This window comes from Acinetobacter sp. Ag2 (assembly GCF_001005515.1).
Classification (GTDB): Bacteria; Pseudomonadota; Gammaproteobacteria; order Pseudomonadales; family Moraxellaceae; genus Acinetobacter; species Acinetobacter bereziniae.
In genome coordinates, this window is sequence record NZ_LBNA01000018.1 from 1 (window position 1) to 23,746 (window position 23,746).

At 38.4% G+C, this 23,746-nt stretch carries 17 protein-coding genes; 7 read left to right on the forward strand and 10 right to left on the reverse strand.

Annotation, left to right across the window (positions count from 1 at the left end):
• Positions 1 to 18 precede the first annotated feature (18 nt).
• From AAV97_RS00680 to typA, 4 genes are all read right to left on the reverse strand, one after another.
• A complete protein-coding gene (locus AAV97_RS00680) occupies positions 19 to 933 on the reverse strand; it encodes a hypothetical protein (RefSeq protein ID WP_046759530.1) in 915 nt (304 codons plus the stop codon).
• Between the two features lie 14 nt (positions 934 to 947).
• Positions 948 to 1,589 (reverse strand): hypothetical protein, encoded by a 642-nt coding sequence (locus AAV97_RS00685; RefSeq protein ID WP_046759531.1) that lies wholly within the window; start codon positions 1,587 to 1,589, stop codon positions 948 to 950.
• 132 nt (positions 1,590 to 1,721) lie between these two features.
• Positions 1,722 to 2,153, reverse strand: a complete 432-nt coding sequence (gene mscL, locus AAV97_RS00690; protein ID WP_046759532.1) for a large conductance mechanosensitive channel protein MscL — start codon at positions 2,151 to 2,153, stop codon at positions 1,722 to 1,724.
• 192 nt (positions 2,154 to 2,345) lie between these two features.
• On the reverse strand, positions 2,346 to 4,181 hold the full coding sequence (typA, locus tag AAV97_RS00695) for a translational GTPase TypA (protein ID WP_004829923.1): 1,836 nt from the start codon (positions 4,179 to 4,181) through the stop codon (positions 2,346 to 2,348).
• A gap of 174 nt (positions 4,182 to 4,355) precedes the next feature.
• Between typA and AAV97_RS00700 the strand changes: the two genes are divergently transcribed.
• The 4 genes from AAV97_RS00700 (at position 4,356) to AAV97_RS00715 (ending at position 9,899) form a co-directional block, all read left to right on the forward strand.
• Entirely contained in the window at positions 4,356 to 5,729 is a 1,374-nt protein-coding gene (locus tag AAV97_RS00700) for a uracil-xanthine permease family protein (protein WP_046759533.1), read from the forward strand.
• A 70-nt stretch (positions 5,730 to 5,799) separates the two neighbouring features.
• Positions 5,800 to 6,831, forward strand: coding sequence for a class I SAM-dependent methyltransferase (locus tag AAV97_RS00705; RefSeq protein WP_042085817.1), 1,032 nt, complete (start codon positions 5,800 to 5,802; stop codon positions 6,829 to 6,831).
• A gap of 2 nt (positions 6,832 to 6,833) precedes the next feature.
• Positions 6,834 to 8,297, forward strand: a complete 1,464-nt coding sequence (locus AAV97_RS00710; protein ID WP_004829930.1) for an amino acid permease — start codon at positions 6,834 to 6,836, stop codon at positions 8,295 to 8,297.
• 396 nt (positions 8,298 to 8,693) lie between these two features.
• Positions 8,694 to 9,899 (forward strand): RtcB family protein, encoded by a 1,206-nt coding sequence (locus AAV97_RS00715; RefSeq protein ID WP_046759534.1) that lies wholly within the window; start codon positions 8,694 to 8,696, stop codon positions 9,897 to 9,899.
• Positions 9,900 to 9,967: 68 nt separating this feature from the next.
• Here the strand turns inward: AAV97_RS00715 and AAV97_RS00720 are convergent, their stop codons facing one another.
• The 3 genes from AAV97_RS00720 to omp38 all read right to left on the reverse strand — a co-directional run bounded on the left by AAV97_RS00720 (position 9,968) and on the right by omp38 (position 12,178).
• Positions 9,968 to 10,498 (reverse strand): peptidase C39, encoded by a 531-nt coding sequence (locus AAV97_RS00720; protein ID WP_046759535.1) that lies wholly within the window; start codon positions 10,496 to 10,498, stop codon positions 9,968 to 9,970.
• Positions 10,499 to 10,574: 76 nt separating this feature from the next.
• Positions 10,575 to 11,030: an OmpA family protein gene (locus AAV97_RS00725; RefSeq protein ID WP_009585935.1), complete on the reverse strand. Its 456-nt coding sequence runs from the start codon at positions 11,028 to 11,030 to the stop codon at positions 10,575 to 10,577.
• 116 nt (positions 11,031 to 11,146) lie between these two features.
• Positions 11,147 to 12,178 carry an outer membrane protein Omp38 gene (gene omp38, locus AAV97_RS00730; RefSeq protein WP_042085823.1) on the reverse strand — a complete coding sequence of 344 codons (1,032 nt, stop codon included), beginning with the start codon at positions 12,176 to 12,178 and terminating at the stop codon, positions 11,147 to 11,149.
• Between the two features lie 484 nt (positions 12,179 to 12,662).
• Between omp38 and AAV97_RS00735 the strand changes: the two genes are divergently transcribed.
• Together AAV97_RS00735 and AAV97_RS00740 are read left to right on the forward strand one after the other, a co-directional pair.
• Positions 12,663 to 13,085: a GspH/FimT family protein gene (locus AAV97_RS00735; protein WP_009585928.1), complete on the forward strand. Its 423-nt coding sequence runs from the start codon at positions 12,663 to 12,665 to the stop codon at positions 13,083 to 13,085.
• Positions 13,086 to 13,201: 116 nt separating this feature from the next.
• On the forward strand, positions 13,202 to 14,377 hold the full coding sequence (locus tag AAV97_RS00740; protein ID WP_046759536.1) for a thiolase family protein: 1,176 nt from the start codon (positions 13,202 to 13,204) through the stop codon (positions 14,375 to 14,377).
• Between the two features lie 434 nt (positions 14,378 to 14,811).
• Here the strand turns inward: AAV97_RS00740 and AAV97_RS00745 are convergent, their stop codons facing one another.
• Complete coding sequence (locus AAV97_RS00745) at positions 14,812 to 15,132, reverse strand: DUF2834 domain-containing protein (RefSeq protein ID WP_005033541.1); 321 nt, start codon at positions 15,130 to 15,132, stop codon at positions 14,812 to 14,814.
• Positions 15,133 to 15,977: 845 nt separating this feature from the next.
• Positions 15,978 to 18,692, reverse strand: coding sequence for a DUF2339 domain-containing protein (locus AAV97_RS00750; protein WP_046759538.1), 2,715 nt, complete (start codon positions 18,690 to 18,692; stop codon positions 15,978 to 15,980).
• A 162-nt stretch (positions 18,693 to 18,854) separates the two neighbouring features.
• Between AAV97_RS00750 and polA the strand changes: the two genes are divergently transcribed.
• Complete coding sequence (gene polA / locus AAV97_RS00755) at positions 18,855 to 21,617, forward strand: DNA polymerase I (protein WP_042089873.1); 2,763 nt, start codon at positions 18,855 to 18,857, stop codon at positions 21,615 to 21,617.
• A 396-nt stretch (positions 21,618 to 22,013) separates the two neighbouring features.
• On the opposite strand, the gene AAV97_RS00760 is transcribed toward polA, so the two are convergent.
• The coding region (locus tag AAV97_RS00760) for a type I secretion protein (RefSeq protein ID WP_046759537.1) at positions 22,014 to 23,746 on the reverse strand (1,733 nt) is incomplete at its 5' end.

Consider the following 23,746-nt stretch of genomic DNA (forward strand, 5'->3'; position numbering starts at 1 on the left):
TAAAAGTGTCAACACACCCTAGTTTAAAGATTTACATTCGTGGTATGAAGTTGAAATGATATCGCCTTGTCTGGCAATTCCCGTACTTACACCTTGCTCAAAACTCATCCATGCTGTAGTAAGGGGCTGACTCGGTTGATTGATATATCCATACAATCCTTTACCTTGCCCTTGAATAATACAGATTGGCTGGTTTATAAATAACTTCTGAGTATTGCCACTTAGAATTTGAACTGTTTGCTCTATAACTGTTTCGGAATCATCATTTCGCTCTAATGACTTTGAAATGTCTTCCGCAGACTTTACTATCAAATGCAAAGGTTGATCAAACACAAGTGCTTTAAAGCGTTTAGGCAATGCTTGATAAGATGGTGATGGTTCTTCATCACCTTTATAATGATGATAATCCTGAATATGACAATGAATCTTCTTAAATTGCGAACGCGCACTTCCCATCGTTTGTGACCATGACATTGAACTGGCTACATCCTCAATATCTTTAATTAGAAATGCACTTTGAGAGTTTCGCAAATAAATAAAGTTTTCAAAATCTGCACTTTGGTTTGCCAAGGGGTCTGACTTAGTCATTTTTTCCGTTTTTAAAATGATTTGGTCATTTCGTTTTATATATTGACCTGTTTGCAATTCAATATTTGAAACTTGATCCATAGAAGAATACTTGACATCATCAAAGCTTAATATTTCAAATCTGTTGTTTTTAATTCCAATAAAGGTATATAAACCAAATGCGTAGTGACTAAAATAAACTCCTTGAACCTGATCATTAGAATCATATTGTTCACACATCGAGGTTACTTGAGGGCGTATTTCTGGGCTGAACTGCTTAATAAAATTTTCATCAACTTTAACATGGGCTTGACATCCATAGATTAGAAAACTCGCCAAAAAAATAAAAATCTGAGCTATTCTCATGAATTTAAACTCTTTTATATATTTGAATCACCTTGTTCAGGTTTAAACTCATGGACAAACTTCGCATAATCATCAATATACGTCCTAAACATCTCTGCTCTGGTCGTAAAGTAAAAAATTTCATTGCCATTTCTGACAATATTTTCAGGCGATTTACCATTGCAGTAACCTCCTGCCGAATTAACGGCTGATTCCAGCATTTTAAAACTTTGTTCAGCTGTCGCTTCATCTTTAAAACTAAACACCAACAAGACAAAATCTGGGCGATACTGTTGATCATCGCCTAATTTTTCTTTACTGACGGCTTTATATGAACGAATTCCTTCGCCTTTTACTTGTATGACTTTGTTGAGCGTACAATCATTTTCCGACCATGATGATCCACTGTCTTTTTCAATAAATTCAAAATTAGCCTTTAACAACCGTGTTTCCAAAGCAAGTAACAGTGCTTCATTTTCATCTGTTGAATCTGTTTCAATGGTGGCATACGTGGTCTGTTCATTCGGCATATCGCTAAACGTCAAACCACTTGCAGCTTGGGCTTGATCTGCACGTTCAGCCTGAGCCTTTTCTACCGCCTGTTGTTCTTTTGGATACTCAGAACAAGCGGATAAAGCCATGAGTGTGATCACTATCCCTATGCTTTTTTTTACCATAGCCATCATCCTTTTATGTTCTCGCATAAAAAACGGTACTTAATCGTACCGTTTCAATTCGTTTCTTTACAATCATTTTATATTTCTAAAACAATTTAAAAATATATAATCCTGCAACTTCAATCCAATTTATTAGGCTTGCGGACGTTTCTTCAATTCATCACGAATTTCACGGAGTAATTCAATATCTTCAGGTGTTGCAGTAGGTGTAGCTTCAGCAGGTTTACGGATTTTATTAAGGAATTTAACCAACAGAAATACAACCCAAGCCAAAATCAGGAAGTTTAAGAAGATCGTGATGAAGTTACCATAGGTTAAAACATTCACACCTGCTTTTTGTAAAGCATCCAATGAAGTTAAATTATTCGGGTTGTCTCCCAATACAATAAATTTTTGTGTGAAATCTACACCGCCCCCTGTGATTACAGAGATCAATGGCATGATCACGTCTTTGACCAATGAGTCAATAATTTTACCAAATGCCCCACCGATGATGACACCAATTGCCATATCCATCATGTTGCCTTTAATGGCGAACTCTCTGAATTCTGAAAGAATACTCATATTTTAACTCCAAGCCAATTTTAGGTATTTTTTATGTGACGAAGTATACATTATGTTTCCATGTACATTTCCGCTTAATTTACTCGTTTTTTGTTAAAAACCAAAAGCCTTTTACATTTATATAAAAAAACCGCAATTTATTAAAAAATTGCGGTTTTTTTCTAGAAATGAAATTATTCCTAGTTAAAACACTTAGCCACGAGAAGCACGTTTACGTTCATTTTCAGTTAAGAATTTTTTACGAATACGAACAGATTTAGGTGTAACTTCAACTAATTCGTCATCTTCAATAAATTCTAATGCTTGTTCAAGCGTGAATTTAATAGCAGGTGTCAACGTTAATGCTTCATCTGTACCAGATGCACGCATGTTAGTTAACTGTTTCGCTTTAGTTGGGTTCACAGTCATGTCGTCTGAACGAGAGTTCATACCTACGATCATACCCTCATACACTTCTAACTGTGGTTCAGCAAACAGACGACCACGGTCTTGTAAAGTGAACAATGCAAACGCTAAGCAAGTACCGTTAACCATAGAGATCAACACACCATTTTGACGTTTCGCAACTGCACCCTGTTTCGCAGGACCATAATGCGAGAAGCTTGAAGTCATGATACCAGTACCAGAAGTAATGGTTAAGAATTCAGAACGGAAACCAATCAAACCACGAGATGGAACAGTTGCTTCAATACGGATACGACCTTTGCCGTCAACTTCCATATTGGTCAACTCACCTTTACGATTACCCATTTGCTCCATAACAGAACCTTGATGCTGTTCTTCAACATCAAATGTTACGTTCTCGTATGGCTCTTGCATTTCGCCATCAACTTCTTTCATGATCACTTGCGGACGAGAAACACCCATCTCGAAGCCTTCACGACGCATTGTTTCAATCAATACTGAAAGATGAAGTTCACCACGACCAGATACTTTAAAACGGTCTGGGCTGTCAGTATCTTCTACACGTAAAGCAACGTTATGAATCAACTCACGATCCAAACGTTCACGGATATTACGTGAAGTAACAAATTTACCTTCTTTACCCGCAAACGGTGAGTTGTTTACTTGGAAAGTCATCGAAACTGTAGGTTCATCTACAGACAATGCAGGTAATGCTTCAACATTTTTAGGATCACAGATCGTGTCAGAAATATTTAATGCATCCAAACCAGTGATACATACGATATCACCTGCTTGAGCTGAATCTACATCTACACGCTCAAGACCATGGTAACCCATAATTTTTAAGATACGACCATTACGTGTCTTGCCATCTTTATCGATCACAGTCACTGGTGTATTGGTTTTTACTGAACCACGTTGAATACGACCCACACCGATTACACCCACAAAACTATTATAGTCAAGTGAAGAAATCTGCATTTGGAATGGACCATCAACATCAACTGAAGGTGGTTCAACAATATCTACGATTGTTTCGAACAACGGGGTCATATCTTCAGCAAGTTCTTCTGGAGATGGACCAGCAACACCACGAAGACCAGAAGCATAAACAACTGGGAAATCTAACTGTTCGTCGCTACCGCCTAAGTTATCAAACAAATCGAATACTTGATCGATCACCCAGTCTGGACGAGCGCTTGGCTTGTCTACTTTGTTGATGATCACGATTGGCTTCAAACCACGCGCAAACGCTTTTTGAGTTACAAAGCGAGTTTGAGGCATTGGACCTTCTTGTGAATCAACCAAAAGAAGTACACAGTCAACCATAGACATTACACGTTCAACTTCGCCACCGAAGTCAGCATGTCCCGGGGTGTCGACGATGTTAATGCGGTATTCAGTGTTTGTACGTTTGTCTAACCATTTGATTGCAGTGTTTTTTGCAAGAATGGTAATACCACGTTCAGACTCAAGCGCATTCGAATCCATAACACGCTCAATCTCACCCGCGCGGTCACCGAGTGCACCTGATTGTTGTAAAAGTTTATCTACTAGAGTCGTTTTACCATGGTCGACGTGCGCGATGATGGCAATATTACGGAGAGTTTTAATATCAGACATGTAAATTCGATACGCTTTAAATTTGAGGGCAAATTATACAGAAAAAAGATAACTTTTAGTAGTGACAGTTTATTGACAGTTACAAGTTTTTTTCACAACTGCTGGCTTTTTATTTTGTAATAGTGTGTAAAGCGATTAGAATAGCGCCATCTCGCAGCTTCCTCTTTCTGTACCATGTCTGATTCTCATACCTCTTCCGATCAAAAACAGGGTCAAATCGATCTTATTTATGGTTTAAATGATCGTCCAAAACCACTTATCGCATTTTTTGCTGCTTTACAACACTTATTGGCGATTATCGTTCCAATTGTGACCCCGGGTTTACTCATTTGTTTAGCACTAGGCGTATCGCCTCAAGACACCAACATGATTTTATCGATGTCTTTGGTGATTTCAGGGGTAGCTACTTTTTTACAATGCAAAAAAATTGGACCTTTTGGTGCAGGTTTATTGATCGTACAGGGTACAAGCTTTAACTTTATTGGACCAATGATTGGGATTGGTTCTGCAATGGTAGCAGCGGGTACTCCAGTTGAAGCAGTCATGGCTTCTATTTTTGGTGTGGTGATCGCAGGTTCATTTATCGAAATGGGTGTATCACGCATTTTACCTTGGGTGAAAAAACTCATTACACCATTGGTGACAGGAATCGTGGTATTGCTGATTGGATTGACCTTAATTAAAGAAGGTCTTATCAGTATGGGTGGTGGCTATCAAGCAATGGACACCCACACTTTTGCAAGCAAAGATAATCTGATTATGTCATGTACAGTATTGGCGATTATCATCTTGCTCAATCGATTTAAAGTGGTTTGGATTAAGAGTTCTGCAATTTTAATCGCCTTAGTGATTGGATATATTCTTGCAGGCTTTATGGGCTATTTAAATTTTTCAGGCTTAAAAGATGCCCCATTAATTCAAATCCCAACACCTATGCACTTTGGAATTAGTTTCTCTTGGAGTCTGTTTATTCCAATGGCATTCATCTACCTCGTGACCTCTCTAGAAGCAATTGGTGACGTGACTGCGACCTCAAAAATCTCAAACCAACCTGTTGATGGTCCTGTTTGGATGGAGCGAATCAAAGGTGGTGTATTGGTCAATGGTGCAAACTCATTTCTTGCAGGGCTGTTCAATACCTTTCCAAGTTCTGTTTTTGCCCAAAATAATGGTGTGATTCAATTGACAGGTGTTGCGAGTCGATTTGTCGGTATTTGGATTGCGATCATGCTCATCATTCTTGGATTATTTCCAGGTGTTGCTGGAATCATCCAAGCTGTGCCTCAAGCCGTTCTTGGTGGTGCAGTCATGGTGATGTTTGGTGCTGTAGCAGCATCGGGAATTAACATTTTATCTGGAATTCAACTTGACCGTCGTGCCTTGCTGATTATTGCAATTTCACTTGCACTTGGCTTAGGTGTTGCCCAAGTTCCTCAAATTTTAGAACATTTACCAGAATTACCACGCAATATCTTTAGTTCTGGTGTTGCGACAGGCGGACTAGCTGCCTTAATTTTAAATTTAGTTTTGCCTGAAACTAAAAAATAACGAATCAATTCTTTATAATGCCCAGCCTAGACTGGGCATTATTGTTCAATTTTAATGATGGATGGTGAATATGGAGCCAAGAAGTGAAGTTGTCATTCGACAGCATGACTATCTCTCTGGACGTGTTTTATTGGTCAATGCACCAACGGATGATCTACTTTCAAATTTAGCTCATGACATCGAGGCAAGTGTTTGGACTTGGAATTACAATGAGTACCAATATTTCCAAAACCAACAAGCCAACGTGCATTTTGGAACAGACATGGCAGAGGCTGATTTTGATCAAGCTATTGTTTTTGTCCCAAAATCCAAAGAATTACTCAATTATGTTCTGCATCAGTTGGTTGCTCGTTTAGCAATCGGCGCTTCAATCTTTTTGGTTGGAGAAAAGAAAGGCGGTGTTGAACGTGCTGCAAAACAATTATTGCCTTATGGTCAAGCCATAAAATTAGACAGCGCACGTCATTGCCAAATGTGGCAATTGACGACTGATAAAACCGTGACTCCGAAACCGCTCGCACAATGGGCGCAAGAATACAATGTCAGCACGCCTTCGGGCGATCTTCGCATTTGTGCCCTACCTGGTGTATTTAGTCAAAATCGATTAGATATTGGAACTGCTGTACTATTGCCTTATTTGAAACAAGTCACTTCAGGAAAAATTGCTGACTTTGGATGTGGTGCGGGGGTCATCAGCGCATTTCTCTCGAAACTCAATCCTAAAAATCGTATTTTTGCTTTGGATGTTGATGCTTTTGCTTTAGCTTCAACACAAATGACGTTTGAAAAGAATCATCTACCTTTAGAACAACTCGAAATAAAAGCAGTGACTGGAATTGAGGATGCGCCATTGTTTTTACATGCCATCGTCAGCAATCCACCGTTTCACCAAGGTATTCAAACCGACTACAATGCCAGTGAAACTCTATGTAAAACTGCAAGACGACATTTAAAATCAGGCGGTGAATTATGGATTGTGGCAAACCGCTTCCTAAATTACCCATTACTCATTGAGCAGAGCTTTGGTCAATGCATTACAAAAGCCGATCAACAAGGCTTTAAAGTGCTATTCGCCAATACTCAAAAAAGCAGTAAGGAATAACGATGAGCGAAACAGATCATCCACAACTCCAGCGTAAGCTTGGAGCACGACATTTAAACATGATCGCGATTGGCGGTTCTATCGGTACAGGATTATTTCTTGCTTCTGGTCAAACCATTGCCACAGCAGGTCCAGGTGGAGCACTACTTGCCTATGTACTGATTGGTATTATGATTTATTTCTTAATGACCAGTTTGGGTGAATTGGCAACCCACAATCCAACTTCAGGTGCATTTTTTACTTATGGTAATAAATATGTAGAAGAAGGCTTTGGATTCGCTCTGGGTTGGAACTATTGGTATAACTGGGCAATTACTGTTGCTTTTGAGCTGGTTGCAGTTCAGTTCATTATGAAGTTTTGGTTTCCCGATATTCCTGGATTCTGGTGGAGTGCAATCTTTCTCGCCATTATCTTCTTTATCAATGCATTAACCGTCAAAGGCTTTGGTGAAAGTGAGTTCTTATTCTCCTTGGTCAAAGTCATTGCCATCCTGTTCTTTATTGTGATTGGCTTATTCATGATTGGCAAAATCATGTTAGATCCAACAGATTCAATTACAAAGAATTGGACTATTGGTGATGCACCTTTCGTGGGTGGATTCCAAGCCTTGGTCGGTGTTGCCATGATTGCAGGATTCTCATTTCAGGGAACTGAAATGGTAGGCGTTGCTGCGGGTGAATCTAAAGATCCAAAGAAAACCATTCCGATTGCAATCAAACAGATCTTTTGGCGAATTCTGTTATTCTATATCTTATGTATTTTTATCATCGGTACATTGGTGGCATATACAGATCCAAATCTTGCTCTTGCTGCTGAAGGCGACGGTAATATTACCCTTTCACCATTTACCTTATTGTATGAAAAAGCAGGATTAGCTTTTGCAGCAGGCTTAATGAATGCGGTGATTTTAACTGCGATTATGTCTGCGGGTAATTCGGGCATGTATTCATCAACACGTATGTTATTTGATATGGCTCGTGAAGGAAAAGCACCACGAATTTTCGCTAAACTCGATCTGCGTGGCGTGCCAATGAATGCACTCTATGCCACGACTGCAATTGCAGCACTGTGTTTCTTGACCACCTTTATTGGTGAAAGTGTGGTATTTACGTGGCTGTTAAATATGTCAGGAATGTGTGGTTTTATCGTGTGGTTAGGTATTGCAGTCTCGCATTATCGCTTCCGTAAAGGCTATTTGGCACAAGGTCACAAACTGGAAGATTTAGCGTATCGAGCAAAATTCTTCCCATTTGGTCCTTGGTTTGCATTTATTCTCTGTGCCATTATTATTCTTGGACAAAATTCAGAGGCTATTCTTGCAGGCAAATGGATGAGCGTGCTGTCCACTTATATCAGTATTCCCCTGTTCCTTGTGATTTGGCTTGGTTATAAATGGAAGCATAAAACTAAATTTGTACCTTATGACAAAATGGATGTGAGTCCAATTTCAGTGGAAAAAGAATAAATCAGCGTATTTAGATAAAGCAGCTTTCGAGCTGCTTTATCATTTTTTTAGCTTAAACGACCCTGTTTAATCTAAAAAAATTGGCGGGATGGATTGACAAAGTTTTTTTTATTTATAGAATAGCGCCCATTGGGTAATATCCAAACAGAATTTTGGTCTTTGATTTTCGAATCAAAAAATAAACAGGAGTACGACATGCAACAACTTGAGAAAACATTGAATTAAGATTAAGCAGTCGTCTACTCACGGACACTGATTTAATCAAAGTGTCCGAATGTCAGTTTCAAACCTAGCATTCGCTAGGTTTTTTATTGCCTATTGAATCCAAGTCATGGATGGGTAATATTTATTTAAAACTTTCGGACAATAAAAATAATTTGCTTAGAGAATGAAAAAATGGGCATACAAATGATTTTGAACGCCAAAGCAGAATATGGCGTTCCTGTAAAAATTTATACTACGGATGTAGATGAAGAAAGCCTGACACAGCTACGAAAGATGTCACAGCTGCAATTTATTCACTCGCATATTGCAGTCATGCCTGATGTACATTTAGGTAAAGGGGCTACAGTAGGTAGTGTGATTCCGACTAAAAATGCCATCATTCCTGCTGCTGTGGGTGTGGATATTGGTTGTGGAATGAATGCTTTAAGATTAAGTCTAAAAGCTGCTCAACTTCCAGACAACTTGAGTAGTTTACGTAACGCAATTGAAAGAAAAGTTCCTGTTGGCTTTGAAATACACAAGCAAATTAAAGCCAAAGCATCAACACTTTCTCCTTTAGATAAAAAACTAAAGTTAATTACTGACAAGCATCCAGCATTAAAACGTATGTTACGTAGTTTTGATGTCACTTGGCAGAAACAACTTGGAACTTTAGGGGGTGGAAACCACTTTATTGAACTTTGCCTTGATGAAAATGATGATGTTTGGGTCATGCTACATTCGGGCAGTCGTGGTTTGGGCAATGTGATTGGTACGTATTTTATTGAACGTGCCAAAAAAGAAGCGCAAAACCGTTTTGGTCATGTACCTGATAAAGACTTGAGCTATTTTGCAGAAGGTTCAAGCAACTTTGATGATTATGTTGAAGCTGTTGAATGGGCACAAGAATATGCTTTTGAAAATCGACGTGAAATGATGCGTTTAATTTTGGAAGCCATTCGTCCATTATTACCCAGCTTTCAGATGACCAAAGAAGCGATTAATTGCCATCATAATTATGTGCAAAAAGAACTTCACTTTGGTGAAGAAGTCTTTGTTACCCGCAAAGGTGCAATTCGTGCAGGGCTTGATGAATACGGAATTATTCCGGGGTCAATGGGCGCGCAATCCTTTATTGTAAAAGGCAAAGGCAATCCAGATTCATTCTGTTCATGTTCACACGGTGCAGGACGGAAAATGAGTCGAACGAAAGCTAAACATTTGTTTAATCAGCAAGATCTAATCGCACAAACTGCTGGCGTTGAGTGTCGTAAAGACAAAGGCGTAGTAGATGAAATCCCTAGTGCCTATAAAGATATTCATCAAGTTATGGCAAATCAAAGCGATTTGATTGAAGTGGTGCATACCCTTAAACAAGTATTGTGTATTAAAGGCTAAGTCTTAATTGTAGTTAAGCACTTCCTCTTTGTGAGTTTCGATTTGCAAAGAGGAAATCGAACGCAAAGTTAACTGTATCGGAGCTTAGGACAATATTCACGAATGACGATGACCTGTTGGCAAATACCTTCAGCCTGGCATTGTTGTTCAAAAATATTTTTTTGCATTGGATCAAAGCTATCATAAAAACATATTTCTTGATCATCAATTGAATACACCAAGGAGTGATTACCAACCCCCTCTAAAGTGTCATAATAGACAACAATGGCATAACCCTGTTCAATGTTGGTTTGAATATCTTGATAAGTTAAGGGTTGTTCAATAGCCAAACCTAGACGATTTGCCTCTGTGTAATGCTCAATTTCTTTGAAGTGGATATTGGGATCTTCTGCTGTATGAAATACAACATCAAAACCTAATTTTTTAAGCCCAACTGCCAAGCCGATGGTAAATGTTCCATCTTCAGAATCATGCTTGCAAAGCTGAACGAGCGTTTGAATATCAACTTGGATAGCATAATTTTGCATCAGCATCCAGACCGCAAAAATACCGCCATTGGCTTCTAAATTCAGTAATTCATCAGGAAGTTGTAGACTCATTCACAATCCAAACACTTAAAAAATCTGAGTAAATCATTATAACGTGTATAGAAAAAAATTGAGTTCTATTGTGAATTTACTTAATTTTTAAAATAACAGTGACCCGTCTATTTTTTGCTTTACCTTCCGCAGTTTTATTATCTGCGATAGGCTTTGTTGGGCCCAAACCAAGAGTAATCAATTGATCAGGATTAACCTTATATTCACTCACTAAATAATCTTTGACGATATTTGCACGTGTCAATGAGACTTTATTATTTGCAGCCAATGAGCCTGAACTGTCTGTATGTCCTTCGATATTAAGCACAAAATTTTTATTGGTTTGCAATAACTGTGCAGCAACTGATAAAGCTGGGCGATATTGCGGATCGATTTCAGTCGATTTCGGCTGAAAATATATAGAAAGCCCATGTTTCAAAGACTTTACTTCGTTTGGATATTGTTTTTGGATGGAAACAGTATTGCTATTTATGGGCGTAGACGTGCAAGCAGTTAAACTCAACAACATCAATCCTAGAATCACGTATTTCATGACTAACCTATAATTATTGATTTTTGCTTCAGTTTTATTTAGATATTGACCAATTATATGTATTTCCAATAAAAAAGCGACTCAATTGAGTCGCCTTTTTTTAACTAAATAATTAATTATTTAGTTACAGTACGGCTACCAGTGATCGTCGCGAATACACGACGGTTCATAGCACGACCTTCTTTAGTTTTGTTGTCAGCAATCGGTTGATCCCAAGCGAAACCTTGAGTAGACAAACGAGATGCATCAATGTTGTACTCGCTTACAAGCGCTGATTTAACAGAGTTAGCACGAGCTAAAGATAAACGTTCGTTTAACTTACGTGGACCAGTGTTATCTGTGTGACCTTCAATACGAGCAGTCGCATTCGGGAATGTATTCAACGCATCAGCTACTTTAGCAACTTCTGGTTTATACTGATCTTTGATGTTTGATTTGTTTGTATCAAAGAACACACGAAGTTCCATGTTCAAATCTTCAGTAAGAACTTGTGGAGCTGGTTCTACTGGAGTTGGAGCAACTGGAACCACTGGAGCAACTTCTACTACAGGAGCAGCAGGTTTCAAGTGACCACCAAGAACTACGTTAAGACCTGCAAGAGCAGTATAGTTCCAGAATTTTTCGTCAAAGTTATAAGTACCACGAGCTTCAGTACGAAGAGATAAAGCATCGTTTAAGCGCCAGAAAGCACCAACACCCGCGTTACCTAAAGTACCTTCTTCGTTGTTGTGGTATGACATGTCATCAAGTTTGTACTTGTAATGACCAGCACCTAACAATACGTATGGCTTGATTTTGCTGTCATAGTTTTTAGTGATCAAATCAGAAGTAGCATAGAAGTTACCGTTGATTTGAGTTTGCTTGTATTCAGAACCAGCAACGCCAGTACCGTCAAGATCACCTTTAACTTGGTTATATTCAGCTTCGAAACCTAACCATGGAGTAAGTTCAACACCAAGTGCAGCACCAACGAATAAATCGTCTTGTAACTCAGGACCAGCTGTTAGCTCACCTTTGTCACCACCGTTGTTGTGTTGAGTGTCTTGGAAAGTGTAACCAAGCATTAATGGTGTAACAGTTACACCAGCATTAGCAGCAGCGAGTGGAGCAGCAACAAGCATAGCAAGTGCGATACGACTCAATTTCATGGATATCCTCCAGAGATAACAATTGTTGTTCAAGCCTAGCCTAAAATTTATTGGCTACCCTGAGATAAATTTTAATACCCCAGTATTATTTTTAAGCTACTCACGTTGAATCATACAAACACTTGAGGCTTTTTCCAAGTGCTTGATAACTTTAATCAAGTAAATTATTGACAAAATTACTTACAATTTCCGTTGTAATTCGGTAACTTTCTACTCAATTTTTTTTCGTGAATCGCTTATCTTTTTACTACCTGTATTTTAGCAGTAAAAGAAAGTGATAGTAATAAATATTTTACTACAAAAGCGTTTCAATAAGATTTAATAGACAAGTCATTATTTTTCAAATAAAAAACAATACTTAACAGAAGATTAAAACATGTATTTTTATTGTAAAGAACAAGGTTTTTCTTTGTTTGAGCTTATAAGCATAATTGTTATCGTTGCAATAATTTGCCTAATCAGTTTGCCTTTTTATCATGATTGGATGCAAAAGCAAGAATTTCGATCGATTCATCCCATGATTCAACAGCATGTTTCTTATGCAAGAAGTCAGGCATTGGCACGACGAACAACGGTTGTCATATGTTCGTCGGAAAGCTTGGTCCAATGTGAAAAAAACACGTGGCATAAAGGCATAATTATTTTTACAGATCGTAATAAAAATAAGCAGATTGACGATGGCGAGCTCATACTCCTTAAAACTGAAAAAAATATTAAATATGGAACCTTGACTTGGATTGGGAGTGCCAGTAGTCGTGATGTCTTGACCCTTCAAGGTGATACCGGACTACCACGTGGTTCACCAGGCAGTTTTTACTATTGTGGGCATCATGATACTGACAACAATACCCGCTATAAAATCGGACGAATGGCGACTTTAAATAAGGAGCCTACTGAAAAATGTTAAAAACTGTTCTCTAGCGTCTACATATATTGCATATTCAGCATTTATTCTTGCGCTGTTTTTTATATACTGCTTAAGTTTTGGATATATTTAACAAGAATCATGTGGAGATCAGAACAATGACTGACATCGTAATTGTCAATGGTGCACGTACTGCAATGGGTGGTTTTCAAGGTAGTCTAGCCAATGTCACTGCGCCTGAATTAGGTGCTGTAACCATTAAAGAAGCAATTGCGCGCGCTGGTTTACAACCCAATGATGTAGAAGAAGTCATTATGGGTTGTGTACTCCCTGCTGGTTTGAAACAAGGTCCTGCTCGTCAAGCGATGCGTAAAGCTGGCTTACCTGATTCAACAGGTGCAGTCACAATCAATAAACTATGTGGTTCAGGTATGAAAGCTGTTATGCAAGCCGCTGATGCGATTAAAGCAGGTTCTGCAGAGATCATTGTTGCTGGTGGTATGGAGTCGATGACCAACGCACCATATCTACTGCCGAAAGCCCGTGGTGGATATCGTATGGGACATGGTGAAGTCAAAGACCATATGTTCTTTGATGGACTGGAAGATGCTGAAACTGGTCGCTTAATGGGATCTTTTGCACAGGATATGGCGAATAGCAAAGGTTATAGCCGTCAACAAATGGATGACTTTGCCATTCGTTCTTTACAACGTGCTCAAAAAGCCATTACTGAAGGTTGGTTTAAAGACGAAATCGTACCTGTGACTGTTTCAGGTCGTAAAGGTGATGTGGTTATTGATCAAGATGAACAACCGTTTAATGCCAATATTGAAAAAATTCCAACCTTACGTCCAGCATTTGCTAAAGATGGAACCATCACGGCTGCAAATGCCAGCTCAATTTCGGATGGTGCATCTGCTTTAGTTTTAACCTCTACAGATGTTGCACAGGCAAAAGGTCTGCAACCTTTAGCAAAAATTGTGGCTTATGCTTCAAACTCTCAACATCCATCTGAATTTACCATTGCCCCTGTAGGTGCAATCCAAAAAGTTTTAAATAAAACAGGTTGGGATGCTCAAGATGTCGATTTATGGGAAATCAATGAAGCTTTTGCTATGGTCACTATGTGTCCAATCGATGAATTCAAATTAGATGCGGAAAAAGTCAACATCAATGGTGGCGCCTGCGCATTAGGACATCCTGTAGGCTCAACTGGCTCACGCATTATCTTGACGTTGATCCATGCATTAAAACGTACAGGTGGCAAAAAAGGTATTGCAGCATTGTGTATTGGTGGTGGTGAAGCAACCGCTGTGGCGATTGAAATTCTTTAAGCTTTTTCTTATAGATTAAAACTCATTGAAATAAAAAGGCATCACCATTATGGTTGATGCCTTTTTATTTCATCTTATTTTATCGTCATTCGATAAAAAAACCAAATCCATCCCACGTCTCTGTTAAAAGGCTCAAGCCTATATGCTACCAATCAATATGATTCACTTTATATCAATAGAATATCTTTACTTTTTTTCATCAGCCAATCTTGCCTGACATCGCGATCGTGAGGCGACAAGAATATCTTCATGTTGAGCGGGGGTATATGAGCAAAAACAAGGCTCTATTTTGTTTACAGTGCAAGAAGACCGTTAAAAAAAATGGTTGAGTAAAGTAACGCTTCTCCTGCGCAAATCGATTAAAACTTTTCTCAAAATATAAGACTGTAAATGCGCCTTGTTTATACCATGTAAATTTTCAAGAATGCTATGATTTATACCGCTCTTTGTTCAAGATGACATTGTTTCATATATAAAAATAAAGGCAGCCCGACTGATGCCCCACCCATCAGTGAAGCAATGACAGGAACCCATAATCTATTCATTTTCAGTTGTTGACCATCCTGTATCACCATAACGACAATCACCACAACAGTGACAATGACATCTAGCCATGCAAATGCTGCGATTGGATTATCAATAATTTGCTGAAAAAACAGGGTTAAGTTTAATCCATGTTGATTTAACCACAGGATAAATTGTGAGAATGGAAGGATGATTCCAAGGAGAGTCAATAGCGCGTATATTCTTTTCATGATTATTCCTTTCTAATTAAATTGACCTTATTTTCAAAAGATTTAAATATAACCTGAGTTCGATAAAAATCTTTGATGAAAGATGATACATCCAAACCGCCTGATTATTCATACAAGTGATTTGGATGATTCATTTATTTTGTACTTTTCAATCATAGATGGTCTTGCTATCGTGAGGTGACATGGATGTCGCCATGTTGAGCGGGGGTATGAGGATGTACCCCTCGCTCAACGAAAGATTTTTGTCACTTTTCATCTCTGAAAAGTGAGGCATCCCTACGCAAAACAATTTAAACTTTAGAAGTAAAGCGTGGCAGTGCAAGCTTTAGATCATCAAACAATCTATTGATCGCCTTCATTTTATTGATCAAGAGAAATGAAACGCTATTGATGGTTGCGCTTGCGGAGCTCCGCTCCTCATTCTAAAATTGGATGAAAAGGTAGCAAGAATCCATAGAGATTTATTATTTTTCAATGAGTTGAAGATTTAATTACATCGAACTCAGGTTAAATATAAATAAATATCAAAAATATACCACGCATTGATCAAAAATCTCTAATCAGCTTTTTTGTCTTAGTAAAAAGTATTTAATATTGAGATAAATCTAAACATTGAAGAAACATATACGGGGCTTCTATTACTGGGCACTATCTTAGCGATTTGATTGAAACGCTAAAATAAAGTATCTCGTGATAAGCTTGAACTTAGTATATTTATTTCTAAGTCATACTAGAAGATTCAGAATAAATAAAATTTAGCCACATTCTCACTAAAATCATCTCAGAACTTAACTCAACGAACACTAAGGTTTCAATATCTCGCCATGAACCATCCACAGACTTAATTAAGACTCTAAACGCTTTGGTTCAGGAATAGGGGCAATATAGGCGATGAGTAACATCACAAAACCTGCTCCCAAGAACGATATGACTCGGGTCAGTGTGCCGATATGAGATAAATCAAGCAAAACCAGCTTCAAGGTCACAATGACCAGAATGCTGCCACCTAAAATCCATACAGGACGTAATTGTTTACGGCTAGCAAAACTCATACTAATCAACGCCAGGCTCACCCAAAGTAAGGTCAAACTTAATTGTGCCGTCGCATCTTGCCATAAATCCAATTGATTATAAGGTGTAGCAAAATACACATGTAGCGCACGCAGAACCATATAACTACTTAACCAAAGTAGACTTAAAACCGACAAAACAGCCAGAATACCTTGGTCTGTACCCTGTTGTAGAGCCAGCTTCTGTTGCAAGTTGAGCATCCATAAAAAGCCCATTAACATTGCAATACTCACCAAATCAAATGGGTTCAAGATTGGCAATAAATAGCCTTGAAAAGCCTGTTGAGAAAATAATTGCGAACAGATGATCCATATCAGCATCAGCGCCAAACTGGTTCGTGTTTGCCAAAAAATTTTCCAATCCGCACTTTTCTGAATAAAGCACCACCCACAAAACAATAAAGGTAATATCACGACACTAATATAAGGTGTAGAAGGAATTAAAGTTAAGCTAGCTAAGCTTAAACTGATTAAAACGCCTAAACTTCCCCACTCTTCCATAAAGCGTAGCGCATGAAAAGGTCTTAACCATAGTGTGGTCAATATCAATCCTGCTAATGTCATTCCCCATCGATCAATGTCAGTTTGCCAAACCAATACACCATTTTGACTTATATCCAATAAAAGAATCAGTGCAAAAACATAAATAGGAATAATACCAATCCACTTGGGGATCAACCATGTTGATAATGCTTTTAACTTGAGCATCAATTCATTCATCAACAGATAAGTAGCGCTGAGTATCAGCAATGTGTATATGTAGTGATAAGCACCATTAAAATAGTCAAGCAGTAGAATAAGCAACATCGACGTTGCTGCAATCATCAATAAACTCAGAAATAAGGTAGACAGCGCATTCAGTTGCTGTCGAAATGCCTCACGACTATTTCCCAATAACACTGCAAAAATATAACTAATACATAAATACCAGTACATTGTGGTTGGGAAACTTGGCAGTTTAAATAAATAATACAGGCTTGTTGCCCCTGCAACGACCATCAATGCCATCGCCAAATAACGGCTAATTGCTGATTGTCGATATAATGCATACCCCCATATACATAACCCTTCGAGTACCCATCCGACTACACTCCATTGTCCATGTAATAAAATAGGTGGAATCAAAGCCATAAAGATCAAGGCAAGACTAAAATAACTCTGTGAAATCAATTGAATCGACTGATTACGTTTTGAAAATTGATAAATACCTGCGAAAAGCGCAGCAAAAGCTAAACTAAAACTCGCCAATAACATGCTTTGATGAAAATAAAGCAAATATAAAAAAAGATAGCTGACAATCGGAGCACCAAAAATCAAGGCAATATCTAAACTCGGTTTAAGCTTAAATTGTTCAACATCTTGTTTGGCAATTAGTTGGCTAAAACGGAAACCCAACCAAATAAAAACAGCTGTATGCGCAAAAATTAAAAGGGTAAGTGTCTGTTTGTCTTGTAAATCACCATGACCAATTGCATAGACACTCCCAACGATTGCTGTAACCAAGAAACCGATTTGATTCAGATATTTCCACGGTCTCAAAGTGCTCATTATCGCAATTGCAATATTAATCAGCAAATAATAGGTTAAAAGCTCAACGACAGTGGCGTCGCGTACGGGTAAGGTAAAGGGTGCAATGTAGGCAATTGACATTGCCATAAGTGCCAATTCAACACTTTGCTGCTTTAAGCTTAAGCTGAGTGTAATTAGCATAATCATAACAAAGCAAAGGCTTGCCAGATAAATATTAGGAATTACATGGGTATAATATGCAAAAAATAAGGTGAGAGATAATCCAGCAAGCCCCAATCCCTCCAGTGCCAATGCAAAACTACGATTTTTACTTTGCAGACTCAGACCAAGTGTGGTGATTGCGATACTCGATAAAGCAACCAATGTGAGTTTAATCACGAGACTCAATTGCCAATGCTCTGTTGCAAAACGCAGTAACAGTATAATGCCAATAACCAACACCAATATGGCAACTTTCAGTACAGGATTCCCCTTAAAAATCCAATCTTGAATTTGTGAAATCAAACTCGTTGCGGAATCTCGTGGCACTTCTTCAGATTGCGCTGAAGGAATTGATAATGAAGCAGTTGATCGATTAGCAGAATGTTCAAGCGACTGAATTTGTATTTGAACTTGTGTGAGATAACGTTCTAGACGCCTCAACCATCTAAGAAAAAAGAAAATCCATGCCGTTAAACCTAGCCCCACCATCCAACTCAAATGTAGGGTTAATCCGACAACAGCAATGATAGAAGAAATATAGAGCGGGACTTTTGAGGTACTATGTAACGGTAAACGCATGCTTTGGGCGATATCTAACATCGGATTTTGAATCGCATCGACATAGTGCATTACACTCATGACAAAAGCTAAACCACAGAGATAAGTCAATACGTGCGCATCTAAAAACCATGCACTCACCGCAATTATGATGAGCATCATTAACCAGATAATACGAATTTCACTCTGCCCTTTCAGCATATTTTTACTTTCTTCATCTTCAATATGTTGATCATACAACAGCATTCCAACATGATTCTGTTAATTCATCAGATATTCAGTAACACAAGCACGATGGTTGCCACTACGCAACAGAGAAAAATCACGTACAATAAAGCGGTAATTTGAATTAGGAAAATATCAATGCCACCATTTGTATTGGTCGATGGGTCATACTTTTTATTTCGTGCCTTTCACGCACTCCCACCTCTAACAACATCAACGGGATTACAGACCAATGCGATTCGTGGAGCAATCTCGGCAATCCAAAAGCTTATGCGTCGTGTACAACCAACCCATATGGCTGTTATTTTCGACACACCTGAACCGACTTTTCGTCATCAGCTTTCACCGATTTATAAAGGTGATCGTCCAAGTATGCCTGAAGAATTATCCCAACAAATTCCTTATTTACATGCGTTAATTCGCGCCTTAGGGATTCCACTTCATACCCTTCCAGGTGCTGAAGCTGATGACATTATCGGTACCTTAGCCAAACGTGCTGAAAAAGAAGGTTATCAAGTTTTGATCTCAACTGGCGATAAAGACATGGCGCAGTTGGTGACAGATAAAGTGACATTGGAAGACAGTTTCAAAGACAAACCAATGGATGTTGATGGTGTCATTGAAAAATTTGGAGTACGTCCAGATCAGATTATTGATTATCTTACTTTAATGGGAGACGCATCAGATGGTATTCGTGGGGTTCCTGGGGTAGGTGCAAAAACTGCCGCCAAGCTTTTAAATGAATATGGTTCAATCGATGGCATTTTAAAAAATGTGGACAATATCAAGGGGAAAGTTGGACAAAGTCTAAAAGACAATGTTGATGGGATTACTCTTGATCATCAACTTGCCAGCATCATCATTGACCTTGATTTAAACATCAGCTATGAGGACTTAAAACTTTGCGATCCTGATGTTGAAGCATTGCGCAACTTATATACAGAGCTTGAATTCCGTAACCAATTACAGTCTTTAGATCATCCCAACAATCCCAATAGTTCAACCTATAAACAAACTGCACAAAGTGCCATCAAAACTGAACAAGCTGTTGAAAGTGAAATCACCGATCAAGCCACAAGTTCAAGTGTCGATGACCGTTTAGGTGAAGCAACGTATCATACTGTATTAAGTCAAGATGTTTGGGACAAAGTATTCCAGCGTTTAAGTACGGCAAAACGCTTTGCAATTGATACAGAAACCACAAGTTTGGATTATCGTGTTGCTGAAATGGTAGGTTTCTCGCTTGCATTCGATGCGCATGATGCTTATTACATCCCTTTAGCACATGATTATGAAGGTGCGCCAGAGCAACTCAATCGCGAAACAATCATTCAACAAATTAAACCTATTTTAGAAGATCCAAATATTGAAAAAATTGGGCATCATTTAAAATATGATGCACATATTTTTGAAAACCATGGGATTCATTTACAAGGTTGGTTCTTTGACACCATGTTGGCATCTTATGTGTTGAACTCAGTAGCAACTCGTCATGGTATGGATGATGTTGCTCGTGTTTATCTGAGTCATTTAACGACAACCTTTGAACAGGTTGCGGGTAAAGGGGCGAAGCAAAAAACTTTTAATCAAATTGATATTGAAACTGCTGGTCATTACGCAGCAGAAGATGCGCATGTCACTTATCGCCTTTATGAAGTATTAGAACGAAAACTCAAAGAAATTCCTGAGCTCAGCGGAATTTTACACAATATTGAAATGCCTGTTGCCAGCGTTCTGACCAGTATGGAAGAAAATGGCATTGAGCTAGATTTAAAATTTTTGGATCAACTCAGTGTTGATTTCGCCAATACAATTCAAAACCTTGAAAATCAAATTATTGAGATCGCTGGTGAATCTTTTAATGTCGGTTCACCAAAGCAAGTGGGTGAAGTCTTATTTGAAAAACTGGGTTTAAAAGGGGGCAAGAAAACAGCAACAGGACAATACAGTACCTCTGAAGCTGTCTTGGAAAAAATTGATCATCCAATTACCCAACTAATCATTGAGTATCGTGGTTTAACCAAATTGCGAAGTACTTATACTGAGGCTTTGGTCAAACAAGCGAATAATGATACCCACCGAGTACATACGAGCTATCATCAAGCGCTAACTGCAACTGGTCGTTTATCTTCAACAGATCCGAACTTACAAAATATTCCAATACGTGAAGAAATTGGACGACAAATTCGTAAAGCATTTATTGCGCCCAAAGGTCGTGTGTTACTCGCTGCCGATTATTCTCAAATTGAATTACGTTTAATGGCACATTTTTCGCAAGATGAGGCTTTAGTCGATGCCTTTAAAAATGGGCAAGATGTACACCGCCGCACAGCATCTGAAGTATTGGGCGTTGCTCTTGAAAATGTGACTTCTGACCAACGTCGTCAAGCGAAAGCAGTGAACTTTGGCTTATTGTATGGGATGTCTGAGTTTGGCTTGATTCGTCAATTGGGCTTTACCCGTGAAGAATCACAAAACTACATCAAACAATATTTCCACCGTTATCCAGGCATTTATGAGTATATGCAACGTACTCGTCAGGTCGCTTTGGAGCAAGGTTTTGTTGAAACCATTACAGGCCGTCGTTTATATACACCAGATATTGATGCACGGAATATGATGGTGCGCAAAGGTGCTGAACGTGCTGCAATTAATGCACCATTGCAAGGCTCAGCAGCAGAAATCATCAAAATGGCAATGATTGAAGTTGATAAAATCCTACCTAAAGATCAAGCAAAACTTCTTTTACAGGTTCACGATGAATTGGTGTTTGAAGTCGATGAAGCTGTTGCCGATCAAGTGGCTGAACAGATTAAAGATATCATGCAAAAAGTTGTGACTTTATCTGTACCTTTGGAGGTTGAGGTTGGTCAAGGCAAGAACTGGGGAGAAGCACATTAAGCCCAACCTTTAATCTGCTTTCTTTTTAATGGAGCGTAGATTAAAACATATCCTTCGCATCACAAGATTAAGATGGAAGTCAAATCAAAGCACTTCTATCTTAATTGCGTGGACTATTTTTAGAATCAATTATTTGGGCTTTTGTTGTTGATCAACTTATCCTAAACACAATCAACGTGATCTTCAGTATATAGCTTTGTTGATCCGCCTTTACAGTAAATCTGTATTTTTTCAACTCTTCGCGTGATGGTTGATAAAGATGAGATTTTGCTGGATGAATGAGATTTAATATTTTAGATTGATTTTCCAATATATTCTGTCAAATAAAAATGCCCCACAAATGGAGCATTTTTATTTATAAAAAATTAGAATTTAATCTATCAAAGCCAAGAATACTTAACCGATCACAATTTGCTGATTAATCATATCCATTAAATCTATTTTACTCTTACCTTCAATAATTAATATATCCGCCCATTCATGCTGAGTATTTAAACTACCATCACGATCTACTTTGAGTACGGCATTACCGCGACCATCATCTTCAATTTTGATAAATTCTCCAATATTACTTTTATCTGAAAGTAAGCCATCAAAGAAATCAGAACTGAATTCAATTTTATCGTTTGATTGGTAATCCACCCAAACATCAGTACCATTGCCGCCAGTAGCATCAGCATTGATAAGCACATCATACATGATGGTGTCATTACCACGACCTGTAGAAATAATATCATTGCCAGAACCGCCATAAATAATATCATTACCTGCACCTGCAATAATAATGTCATCACCAGCACCACCATAGATCGTATCATTCCCACCCTTAGTGACTGGGTCATTCGCATCAGCTTCAACAAATTTCTTATAATTTTCTTTCACAAAATCATAAATTTGCTGTTGGGTTGGTTCTGCTCCACTTGTGACTTCTGCTTTTAAATACGCAATCAGTGTTGAATAACCTGAATATTGTGGATGCATCAAAGTATCTCTACCTGACCATGTAATCCAGTTGGTATTCATCGCGTCACCAAACAAGATATCATCACCTGCACCACCTTTAATGGTATCGCTGCCTACATCAGCAGGTACAAAGTTTTCTGAACCGCCGATCAAATATGCAATGAGTTTATCCGCATCAGCAATTGCTTTCGCTTCTCCATGATTTGAACCACTCCAAGCACCAGGTAGCTTGTTTCCATTCGCATCTGTATTGTCGTAGCGTGACACAGTTGCATCACTTACAGCACTACTCACACCAACAGCAAAGACTTTACTTTGATCAGCCAATGGACGGAAGGCGCTATCTAGTGTGTTTTGCGAACTATTTGGCTCACCATCCGTAATATAATATGTTTGATTTTCAAAGTTAGCATCAGACACATCATTGAACCAATTTACGGCTTTATTAAAACCTATTTCAGGATAAGTTCCACCTCCTGCTTGAAGTCCATCATTTTTTCCAGTTCCAATATCCGCAAAGATTTGATCAATATTGTCTACGCTTACATTCGTATAGATTTTATTGACGGTGTTTCCAAGACTATTATTTGCTGAAAAAGATGCGATTTGTAAATTAATCGTACCGTCATGATCAACCATCTGTTGAATAAAGGCTTTTAAACCTTTCTTGGCAATTTCAAGACGGGTTTCGCCTTCTGGAACACTCGCGCCATTTTTAATCGTTCCTGCCATATTAAATAGCATACTTCCTGACAAGTCTAAAACGATGGATACGTTATAGTTCTTTCCAGCCACAAAGTTTGTTTTTAAGCCACCTGTGTCTCCTGCGATTAAATCATCACCTGATGTACCAATGATGGAGTTATCCCCATTTGTCACACCCGTCGACTGATCATTTTTGATCACAGGATCAACTGTTTCTACGTCATGATCTTGAATCATATTTCCATTACGATCATTGGTTTTTGCAACAACATCTACTGTAGAACCTTGCGTACCTGTTGCAATACCATCTGCTGGTGTTAACTCATAAACATAATGACCATTTGAATCTGTTTGAACCGTTCTATCAACTTCAACTTGTTCTCCATTTTCATCATAGCCCTTGATGGTAATCACCACATCGCTATTCGGTGCAACATCCTTGGTGGTTCCAGTGATTTTAC

Excerpts from the sequence above, each read along its gene's own strand:
- polA (WP_042089873.1), top strand. The coding sequence starts at position 18,855 with ATGCCACCATTTGTATTGGTCGATGGGTCATACTTTTTATTTCGTGCC.
- mscL (WP_046759532.1), bottom strand. The coding sequence starts at position 2,153 with ATGAGTATTCTTTCAGAATTCAGAGAGTTCGCCATTAAAGGCAACATG.
- AAV97_RS00725 (WP_009585935.1), bottom strand. The coding sequence starts at position 11,030 with ATGAAATACGTGATTCTAGGATTGATGTTGTTGAGTTTAACTGCTTGC.
- AAV97_RS00745 (WP_005033541.1), bottom strand. The coding sequence starts at position 15,132 with ATGAAAAGAATATACGCGCTATTGACTCTCCTTGGAATCATCCTTCCA.
- AAV97_RS00680 (WP_046759530.1), bottom strand. The coding sequence starts at position 933 with ATGAGAATAGCTCAGATTTTTATTTTTTTGGCGAGTTTTCTAATCTAT.
- AAV97_RS00735 (WP_009585928.1), top strand. The coding sequence starts at position 12,663 with ATGCAAAAGCAAGAATTTCGATCGATTCATCCCATGATTCAACAGCAT.
- AAV97_RS00705 (WP_042085817.1), top strand. The coding sequence starts at position 5,800 with ATGGAGCCAAGAAGTGAAGTTGTCATTCGACAGCATGACTATCTCTCT.
- AAV97_RS00740 (WP_046759536.1), top strand. The coding sequence starts at position 13,202 with ATGACTGACATCGTAATTGTCAATGGTGCACGTACTGCAATGGGTGGT.
- AAV97_RS00700 (WP_046759533.1), top strand. The coding sequence starts at position 4,356 with ATGTCTGATTCTCATACCTCTTCCGATCAAAAACAGGGTCAAATCGAT.
- AAV97_RS00715 (WP_046759534.1), top strand. The coding sequence starts at position 8,694 with ATGGGCATACAAATGATTTTGAACGCCAAAGCAGAATATGGCGTTCCT.
- omp38 (WP_042085823.1), bottom strand. The coding sequence starts at position 12,178 with ATGAAATTGAGTCGTATCGCACTTGCTATGCTTGTTGCTGCTCCACTC.
- typA (WP_004829923.1), bottom strand. The coding sequence starts at position 4,181 with ATGTCTGATATTAAAACTCTCCGTAATATTGCCATCATCGCGCACGTC.
- AAV97_RS00710 (WP_004829930.1), top strand. The coding sequence starts at position 6,834 with ATGAGCGAAACAGATCATCCACAACTCCAGCGTAAGCTTGGAGCACGA.
- AAV97_RS00685 (WP_046759531.1), bottom strand. The coding sequence starts at position 1,589 with ATGGTAAAAAAAAGCATAGGGATAGTGATCACACTCATGGCTTTATCC.
- AAV97_RS00720 (WP_046759535.1), bottom strand. The coding sequence starts at position 10,498 with ATGAGTCTACAACTTCCTGATGAATTACTGAATTTAGAAGCCAATGGC.
- AAV97_RS00750 (WP_046759538.1), bottom strand. The coding sequence starts at position 18,692 with ATGCTGAAAGGGCAGAGTGAAATTCGTATTATCTGGTTAATGATGCTC.